This is a genomic window from Dietzia sp. DQ11-44 (assembly GCF_014145205.1).
GTDB classification, from domain to species: Bacteria; Actinomycetota; Actinomycetes; order Mycobacteriales; family Mycobacteriaceae; genus Dietzia; species Dietzia natronolimnaea.
This window is the reverse complement of the sequence record NZ_JAALEC010000160.1, coordinates 1-8,888: the sequence shown is the minus strand read 5'-3', so window position 1 is coordinate 8,888 and position 8,888 is coordinate 1. Positions and strand designations below refer to the sequence as shown.

Annotated in this window: 9 protein-coding genes; all 9 read right to left on the bottom strand. The window is 70.5% G+C overall.

Translation table 11 applies throughout. The features are described 5' to 3' along the window. On the bottom strand, window positions 1–479 hold a 479-nt coding region (locus G6018_RS05015; protein WP_347237800.1), incomplete at its 3' end, for a flavoprotein. After that, the gene (gene rpoZ / locus G6018_RS05010; protein WP_107747549.1) at window positions 476–760 is read right to left on the bottom strand and encodes a DNA-directed RNA polymerase subunit omega; all 285 of its coding nucleotides are present in this window, start codon (window positions 758–760) and stop codon (window positions 476–478) included. The genes G6018_RS05015 and rpoZ, both read right to left, overlap by 4 nt. Window positions 761–832: 72 nt before the next feature. Continuing rightward, the gene (gmk, locus tag G6018_RS05005) at window positions 833–1,438 is read right to left on the bottom strand and encodes a guanylate kinase (protein ID WP_179525347.1); all 606 of its coding nucleotides are present in this window, start codon (window positions 1,436–1,438) and stop codon (window positions 833–835) included. A gap of 7 nt (window positions 1,439–1,445) precedes the next feature. After that, window positions 1,446–1,769 (bottom strand): integration host factor, actinobacterial type, encoded by a 324-nt coding sequence (mihF, locus tag G6018_RS05000; protein ID WP_007631925.1) that lies wholly within the window; start codon window positions 1,767–1,769, stop codon window positions 1,446–1,448. A gap of 440 nt (window positions 1,770–2,209) precedes the next feature. Further along, window positions 2,210–3,061: an orotidine-5'-phosphate decarboxylase gene (gene pyrF, locus G6018_RS04995; protein ID WP_182638959.1), complete on the bottom strand. Its 852-nt coding sequence runs from the start codon at window positions 3,059–3,061 to the stop codon at window positions 2,210–2,212. Then, window positions 3,058–6,420 carry a carbamoyl-phosphate synthase large subunit gene (gene carB / locus G6018_RS04990; protein ID WP_182638956.1) on the bottom strand — a complete coding sequence of 1,121 codons (3,363 nt, stop codon included), beginning with the start codon at window positions 6,418–6,420 and terminating at the stop codon, window positions 3,058–3,060. Before carB ends, pyrF begins: the two co-directional genes overlap by 4 nt. Beyond that, window positions 6,420–7,643 carry a glutamine-hydrolyzing carbamoyl-phosphate synthase small subunit gene (gene carA / locus G6018_RS04985; RefSeq protein WP_182638955.1) on the bottom strand — a complete coding sequence of 408 codons (1,224 nt, stop codon included), beginning with the start codon at window positions 7,641–7,643 and terminating at the stop codon, window positions 6,420–6,422. The genes carB and carA overlap by 1 nt, the downstream gene beginning before the upstream one ends. Then, entirely contained in the window at window positions 7,640–8,188 is a 549-nt protein-coding gene (locus G6018_RS04980) for a hypothetical protein (protein WP_182609398.1), read from the bottom strand. Before G6018_RS04980 ends, carA begins: the two co-directional genes overlap by 4 nt. Further along, the coding region (locus G6018_RS04975) for a dihydroorotase (protein ID WP_182638952.1) at window positions 8,185–8,888 on the bottom strand (704 nt) is incomplete at its 5' end. The genes G6018_RS04975 and G6018_RS04980, both read right to left, overlap by 4 nt.

Here is an 8,888-nt window from a genome sequence, read left to right as displayed (position 1 = left end):
GTGAGTCTCCCGGATGCGGGCGGCATGACGTGCACGCCGTCGCCCCGGAGGGTGTCGACGTTGCGCCTCGTCGCCGGGTGCTCCCACATCTCGGTGTGCATCGCCGGCGCGAGCAGCACGGGGCACCGCGCGGTCAGAAGAGTGGAGGTGAGCAGGTCGTCCGCGCGCCCGGAGGCGACCCGCGCGAGCAGATCGGCCGTCGCGGGGGCGACCACGACGAGGTCCGCCCGCTGCCCGATGGCGACGTGGCGGACCGACGGCACGTCCGAGAACACCCCGGTGGAGACCGGGTTCCCCGACAGTGCCTCGAAGGTGGCGGACCCGACGAACCGCAGGGCCGCCTCGGTGGGGACCACGTCGACGTGGCACCCGGACTCCGTGAGGAGCCTGATCAGGCCACAGGCCTTATAGGCGGCGATTCCGCCGCCGACCCCGACGACGACGCGCGTGCGCCGCACGTCGCCCCCGGAGTGGGTCACTCTCCCTCGGCGCAGTCGAGCAGGTCGGAATGGAGCTCGCGCAGCGCGATCGTCAGCGGCTTCTCATGCAGACCGGGGTCGACCAGGGGACCGACGTACTCGAGGATGCCCTCCTCGATCTGGTTGTAGTACGAGTTGATCTGCCGGGCGCGCTTGGCGGCGAAGATCACCAGGGCGTACTTGGAGGACGCCCGCTCGAGGAGCTCGTCGATCGGGGGGTTGGTGATGCCGATCGGGGTGTCGTACAACGGGGCTGCCGCTGCGGCTTCGATGGTGGCCACTATGGGTTCTCCTCTGGGTACAGCCTGGGTGGTGCTCTGGCCTGGGGTGGTGCTCTCGCGTCGGATTCGGCGTCAGTCTTGGCCGACCAGCAATGATACCAACTCGTCGACCGCGACCTCGAGTTCGTCGTTGACGACGACCTCGTCGAACTCCCCGCGGGCGTCCATCTCGACCTTCGCCGTCTCGAGCCTGCGGGTGACGACCTCGTGCGGCTCGGTACCCCGGCCGCGGAGACGGAGCTCGAGTTCCTCCCACGACGGCGGGGACAGGAACACGGTACGTCCTTCGGGGATGGACTCACGGATCTGCCGGACGCCGGCGAGGTCGACCTCGATGAGGACCGGCCGGCCCTCCTCGAGGGCGCGGCGGACCGGGTCGGCCGGGGTGCCCGAGAGCTGGAGGCCCCGGTGGATCTCGGCCCACTCGAGCATCCGCCCCTGGTTGACGGCCTCGCGGAACTCCTCGGTGCTGACGAAGTGGTAGTCGCGCCCGTCGACCTCCCCGGGACGCGGGTCCCGGGTGGTCATGGAGACGCTGAAGTAGAGGTCCGGCACGCGGTCACGCAGCCGTGCCACGACGGTTGACTTGCCGACGGCGGAGGGGCCGGCCAAGACGATCAGCCGGCCCCTCTTCGCCGTCGCTTCCGGGGACGAGACCCCGGATGACGGTGTGTTCATGCGTCGATCAGTCGACCGTGAAGTCGAACCGCTCGAGCAGTGCGCGGCGCTGGCGGTCTCCGAGACCACGCAGGCGACGCGTCGGTGCGATCTCCAGCTCGGTCATGATCTCCTGAGCCTTGACCTTACCGACCTTGGGCAGGGCCTCGAGCAGCGCCGAGACCTTCATCTTGCCGAGGATCTCGTCGCTCTCGGCATCCTTGAGCACCTGCTTGAGGTCGGTGCCACCACGCTTCAGGCGCTCCTTGAGCTCAGCCCGGGCGCGACGGGCGGCAGCCGCCTTCTCCAGAGCAGCTGCACGCTGCTCATCGGTCAACTGGGGAAGGGCCACAATTCCTCCGTCTCGTTCGTGTGTGTCTCATGACTCACGCGGGTGTCCACCGTAGGACATCCACGTGTGGTGTGCGGTGACCGACCCCGGCGCGTCCGCGGGCTGCGGCTCGTGCCGGGAGCGGGCGCTCCCTCGTGCTCACCGTACCCGGGCGATTCCGCCCCCCCTCGCGGGAGACCGGCACGGCGTCGGGCCTGATGACCTCAGCAACAGTACGCGGCCGAATGGCCTCGTCGTCGCGCGGGGCCCGGCGTGGCACCCCGCCTGAACTGCGGATTGACGTGTGAGGTGAGGAGAAGACTAACGCCGGTCGCGTGCTCCCGCGAACCGAACCGCCCTAAATGGGGCGACCGGGTCACGGCGTCTGCTCCCGGCGACGTGGCCCCTGTGACGCCAGCCGTCCCGTGTGACGCCAGCACTCCGCCGGGGTGCCGGACCGCTCAGGCGGACCCGACGAAACGGTAGGTACGGGCCAGATCGCGGACCACCGCACGCATCGCCCCGACGTCCGGGCCCGACCGCAGGACGTGCCGGGAGACGTTGACGAGGGTGTGGGCCAACGCGGGCCCGGCGATCCTCCGGACGTCCGCGAGCGTCCCCCCCTGCTCCCCCACTCCCGGCATGAGGACCGGGCCGCGGAGACCGTCCAGTCGGGGCGGGTCGGCGACCGTCGCGCCCACGACGACACCGAACGGGCCCGGCGTGCAGGGCCCCGATGCGGCGTTCCGGTGGCCCACCTCGTCCACGACCGACTGCGCGACCGTTCCGGAGGGTCCGGTGGCAGCCTGCAGGCCCCCCGCCTCAGGGTTGGAGGTGCGGGCCAACACGAACAGCCCGCGGTTGTTCGCCGATGCGGTGTCGAAGGCGGCCTCGAGCGAGCCCACCCCCAGGTACGGGGACACGGTCAGGGCGTCGCAGGCCAGTGGTGAGTCCGCGGCCAACCAGGCCCGGGCGTACCCGGCCATGGTGGATCCGATGTCCCCTCGCTTGGCGTCCGCGATCGACAGCGCTCCCGACTCGGCGATCGACGTCAGGACCTCCTCGAGGACCGCGAAGCCCGCGGAACCGTGCTCCTCGAAGAACGCCACCTGGGGCTTGACCGCCGGCACGAGATCCCCGAACGCCTCCAGGGACCGGCGGGCGAACTCGCGGACCCCGGCGGCGTCCACTCCCAGCCCCCAGGACTCGAGGAGCGCCGGGTGGGGATCGATCCCCACGCAGAGGTTCCCGCGTGCGGAGACGGCGGACCGCAGCCGCGCACCGAACGGGTCTCGGGGTGCGCCCCCGGTCATCGGGCGGCGAACCCGCTGTGCAACTCCTGGAGGGGGCTCACCGTGACGTCACCGCGCCGGATGGCCTCGATGCCGTGCACCGCCGCCGTCGCGCCCTGGACGGTGGTGATACACGGGACCCTCCGGGTGATAGCGGCCGAGCGGATCTCGTGCCCGTCGGCGCGGGTCCCCCCGGTGGACGAGGCGATGTTGAGGATCAGGTCGACCTCGTCGGCGTTGATCCGGTCGACGATCGTCCGGACCGGGTCGCCCTGCTCATCGACCGGCCCTCCCCCGGCCTCGGTCAGCTTCGCCACGGTCTCGCACGCGATCCCGTAGCGCCGGAGCATGAGCGCGGTGCCCTCGGTGGCCAGGACCGTGAACCCGAGCGCTGCGAGGCGCTGTGCCGGGAACACCATGGACCGCTTGTCCCGGTTCGCGACCGAGACGAACACGGTCCCGGACGTCGGGAGGACGCCCTCGGCCGCGAGTTGGCCCTTGGCGAAGGCGACGGCGAAGTTGGGGCCGATGCCCATGACCTCACCGGTCGACTTCATCTCCGGGCTGAGCAGCGAGTCGACGGGGTTGCCCTCGGGGGTGCGGAAACGGTTGAACGGGAGGACCGCCTCCTTGACGGCGACCGGCGCGTCCGCCGGGAGCGAACCGCCGTCCCGGTCGGACGGGAGGAGCCCCTCGGCCTTGAGCTCGGCGATCGTCTCACCCATCATGATGCGGGCACACGCCTTGGCGAGGTGCACGCCGGTCGCCTTGGAGACGAACGGCACGGTGCGGCTGGCGCGGGGGTTCGCCTCGAGCACGTACAGGACGTCGTCCTTGATCGCGTACTGGACGTTCATCAGTCCCTTGACGCCGATGCCGAACGCCAGTGCCTCACTGGAGCGGCGGACGCGGTCGATGTCGTCCTGCCCCAGGGTGATGGGCGGGAGGGCGCACGCGGAGTCCCCGGAGTGGATGCCGGCCTCCTCGATGTGCTCCATGACGCCACCCAGGTAGACCTCGGTGCCGTCGCACAACACGTCGACGTCGATCTCGACCGCGTCGTCGAGGAAGCGGTCGACCAGGACCGGGCGGTCCGGGCTGATCTCGGTGGCGCGCTCGATGTACGACCGCAGCGACGACTCGTCGTACACGATCTCCATCCCCCGCCCGCCCAGCACGTACGAGGGTCGGACGAGCACGGGGTAGCCGATGCGCGCCGCGATCTCCGTGGCCTCCGTGGCGTTGATGGCCGTCCCGAACGCGGGTGCGGGCAGACCGGCCCTCACCAGGACCTCGCCGAACTCGCGCCGGTCCTCAGCGAGGTCGATGGCCGACGGGCTGGTCCCCACGATCGGGACGCCGGCCTCCTCCAGCTGTGCCGCCAGGCCGAGCGGGGTCTGGCCGCCGAGCTGGACGAGGACTCCAGCGACGGTTCCCGACCCGGACTCGGCGTGGTAGACCTCCATGACGTCCTCGAACGTCAGCGGCTCGAAGTACAGACGGTCCGCCGTGTCGTAGTCGGTCGAGACGGTCTCCGGGTTGCAGTTGACCATCACGGTCTCGTACCCGGCCTCGGACAACGTGAGCGCGGCGTGGACGCACGAGTAGTCGAACTCGATGCCCTGCCCGATCCGGTTGGGTCCGGAGCCCAGGATGATGACCTTCTCGCGCTCCGTCTGGGCGGCGACCTCGGACTCGGCCGCGGGGTCGAGTTCGTAGGTCGAGTAGTGGTACGGGGTCTTGGCCTCGAACTCCGCGGCGCAGGTGTCGACGGTCTTGTAGACGGGCCGCACGCCGAGCCGGTGACGCAGACGCCGGACGCCCTCGGCGCCCGCGAACTCGGGCCGCAGAGCCGCGATCTGGGCGTCGGACAGGCCGTTGTGCTTCGCGCGGCGCAGCAGCGCCTCGTCGACCACCGGTGCGTCGACGATCTCCTGACGGAGCTCGACCAGCGCGGCGACCTCCTCGAGGAACCACGGGTCGATCCCCGAGGCCTCGTGGACCTGTTCCACGGTCGCGCCGAGGCGGAGCGCCAACTCGACGTCGTACATCCGGCCCTCGGTCGGGCGCACGAGGTCCGCGAGGACGGCGTCGACGTCGGTCGACCGTCCGGGCGCGATCGTCTCGTCGGGCAGGGTCCAGAAGCCGGCCGCCTTGGTCTCCAGCGAGCGCATCACCTTGCCCAGTGCCTCGCGATAGTTGCGGCCCAGGCTCATCGCCTCGCCCACCGACTTCATGGTGGTGGTGAGCGTGTCGTCGGCACCCGGGAACTTCTCGAACGCGAAGCGGGGGGCCTTGACCACCACGTAGTCCAGGGTCGGTTCGAAGCACGCCGGGGTCTCGCCGGTGATGTCGTTGGTGATCTCGTCGAGCGAGTAGCCGATGGCGAGCCGGGCGGCGATCTTGGCGATGGGGAACCCGGTGGCCTTGGACGCCAGCGCCGAGGACCGTGAGACGCGTGGGTTCATCTCGATCACCACGAGGCGACCGTCGACGGGGTTGATGGCGAACTGGATGTTGCAACCGCCCGTGTCCACGCCGACTTCGCGGATGATCGCGATGCCGAGGTCGCGCATGTCCTGGTACTCGCGGTCCGTCAGCGTCATCGACGGGGCGACGGTGACCGAGTCGCCGGTGTGGACGCCCAGCGCGTCGACGTTCTCGATCGAGCACACCACCACGACGTTGTCCTTGTTGTCGCGCATGAGCTCCAGCTCATACTCCTTCCACCCGAGGATCGATTCCTCGATGAGGACGTTCGCGGTGGGCGAGGCGGACAACCCGCCGCCGGCGATCCGCTCGAGGTCCTCGGTGGTGTAGGCCAGGCCGGAGCCGAGCCCGCCCATGGTGAACGACGGCCGGACCACGACGGGCAGACCCAGTTCGGAGACGGTCGCGTGGACCTCGTCCATGGTGTGGCAGACGGCGCTGCGTGCCGAGTCGCCGCCGACGCTGGCGACGATGTCCTTGAAGGTCTGACGGTCCTCACCGCGGTTGATCGCGGGGATGTCGGCGCCGATCAGCTCCACGCCGTGCTTGGTCAGGATCCCCTGCGCGTCGAGTTGCATGGCGGCGTTGAGCGCCGTCTGGCCGCCCAGCGTGGCGAGGACGGCGTCGACGGGGTGTCCGTCCGCCGCCTCCTTGACGAAGATCTTGTCGATGTACTCGGGCGTGATCGGCTCGACGTAGGTGCTGTCGGCGAACTCGGGGTCGGTCATGATCGTGGCCGGGTTGGAGTTGACCAGCGTCACGCGCAGTCCCTCGGCGCGGAGCACCCGGCACGCCTGGGTGCCGGAGTAGTCGAACTCACAGGCCTGACCGATGACGATCGGGCCGGAACCGATCACGAGGACGTGGTTGATGTCTGTGCGGCGGGGCATCAGTTCGAGCCCTTTCTGGAGTCTGCGGAACCGTTGTCGGCGGCGTCACCGGTTGCTGAGTCGAGCAGGCTGACGAAGCGGTCGAAGAGGTCGGCGGCGTCACGGGGACCCGCCGCGGCCTCGGGGTGGTACTGGACGGAGAAGGCGGAACCGTCGGTGAGGGCGACCCCCTCGACGGTCCCGTCGTTCGCGCACACGTGCGTGACGGTGGCGGTACCCCAGGGTGTCTCCCAGGTCTCGGTCTCCGGGGCGCGGAGCGCGAACCCGTGGTTCTGGGAGGTGATGGCGACCCTCCCGGTCGCCTTCTCGACCACCGGGATGTTGATCCCGCGGTGGCCGAACCTCATCTTGTAGGTCTCGAGCCCGAGCGCCCTGCCCAGGATCTGGTTGCCGAAGCAGATCCCGAAGAACGGGATCCCCTGGCTCAGGACCTCTTTGGTCAGGTGCACGGCGGCGTCGGCGGTGGCCGGGTCCCCGGGGCCGTTGGACAGGAACACCCCGTCCACGTCGAGGTCGAGCACGTCCTGCAGGGTCGCGTCCGACGGGAGCACGTGGACCCGCACGCCGCGTGCGGTGAGCATGCGGGGGGTGTTGGTCTTGATGCCCAGGTCGAGCGCCGCCACGGAATGGCGTGCCCGCCCCTCGGGCTCCACGACGTAGGCGGTGTCGGTCGAGACGGCCTCGGCCAGTGACGCGCCGGCCATGGGTTCCTGGGCCCGGACGGTCGCGAGCATCGACTCGTCGTCCACCAGGTCCTCACCCGAGAAGATGCCGGCCTTCATCGCCCCGAGATCCCGGATGTGGCGGACGACCGCCCGGGTGTCCACCCCGGCGATCCCCACGATGCCCTGGGCGAGCATCTCGTCCTCGAGCGTGCGCTCGGACCGGTGGTTGGAGGCGCGGCGTGACAGGTCCCGGATCACCAGACCCGACACCCAGATCCGACCGCCGCCGTTCCGGCCGTCGAGCAGCGACTCACCGTCCTCGTCGTTCCACCCGGTGTTGCCGATCTGCGGAGCGGTGCTGACGACGATCTGCCGGTGGTAGGACGGGTCGGTGAGGGTCTCCTGGTACCCCGACATCCCCGTGGTGAAGACGGCCTCCCCGAGGGTGGTCCCGGTCGCCCCGAACGCCGTGCCGCGGTGGATGCGGCCGTCCTCGAGGACGAGGGCGGCGGGCGCGCGGCCCCCTGGTGCGACGGTGGTTCCGTTGTGCGGTGTCACTTGTTCTCCTCGGTGGTGGAGCGGGGGGTGTCCGGCCGGGTGGGCGGTGCGGCGTCGCCGCGCAGGGCCTCCCAGCGGGGGTACGAGTCCTTGTCGTCGGCCCGGAAGCCGGAGTCGATCAGGGTGGGGCCGTCGTGGCCGTCGACCTGCCATCGGGCGACGAGGATCCCGCCGCCGGGCACGGTCTTGTTGGCGAGGGCGGAGGCGCGTCGCACGTCCACCAGGTCGGCGCGGGGGATCCACACCGTGGCGTCGGCGAGGTCGAGCCGGAGTCCACCGGTGAACGCGGTGAGGGTGGCGGCCGAGCGGTGGCCGAGCGGTGCCCGGGCGATCCTCGCCTGCCAGTCACCCGCCACGGTGCTGCCGATGTACACGCCGGTCAGCGGTCCCAGCACCACGTCACCGGTCTCGGCGGGAACCTCCGGCAGCGTGTCGAAGAGGCCGGCCTGGGATCGGCTGCGATTTCGCCAGCCCCATGCCATCAACCCGAGCAGGCCGAGGAAGACGACGATCACGCCCACCAGGGTCCAGACGTCCTGTGTCATGCGAGTACCTCTCCGTCGCGGCTGGTCATGCGGCCCCGGTATACGGTGCCCACGACCCGGGCGGCGAACGTCATCCCCTGGTAGGGGGTGTTGGCGGACAGACTTGCGAGTTCCTCCCCGACGACGGTCCACGGGGAGTCGGGATCGACGACGGCGAGGTTGGCGGGCTCCCCGACCTCGATCGGGCGCCCCTGGTCGGTGAGACCGGCGATCTCGGCGGGCCGCGTGCTCATGACGCGGGCCAGATCGCGCCAGCTCATCTCCCCCGACTCGACCAGGAGGGCCGCCACGATGGGCAACGCCGTCTCCAACCCGAGCATGCCCGGGCGGGCGGCCGCGAACTCGCAGCACTTCTCCTGGGCGGCGTGGGGGGCGTGGTCGGTGGCGACGCAGTCGATCACCCCCGAGACGAGCGCGTCACGCAGGGCGAGGGTGTCGTGGGCTTCGCGCAGTGGCGGGTTGACCCGGTAGACCCCGTCGTACGTCTCGAGCCTCGTGTCGTCGAGGAGCAGGTGGTGGGGGGTGACCTCCGCGGTGATCGAGATCCCCTGCGCCTTCGCCCACTTCAGCAGCTCGACCGTGCCCGTGGTGGAGGCGTGGCAGATGTGGACCCGCGCGCCGGCGTCCCGGGCCAGGATCGCGTCGCGCGCCACGATGGACTCCTCCGCCGAGCGCGGCCAGCCGGTGAGTCCGAGGCGGA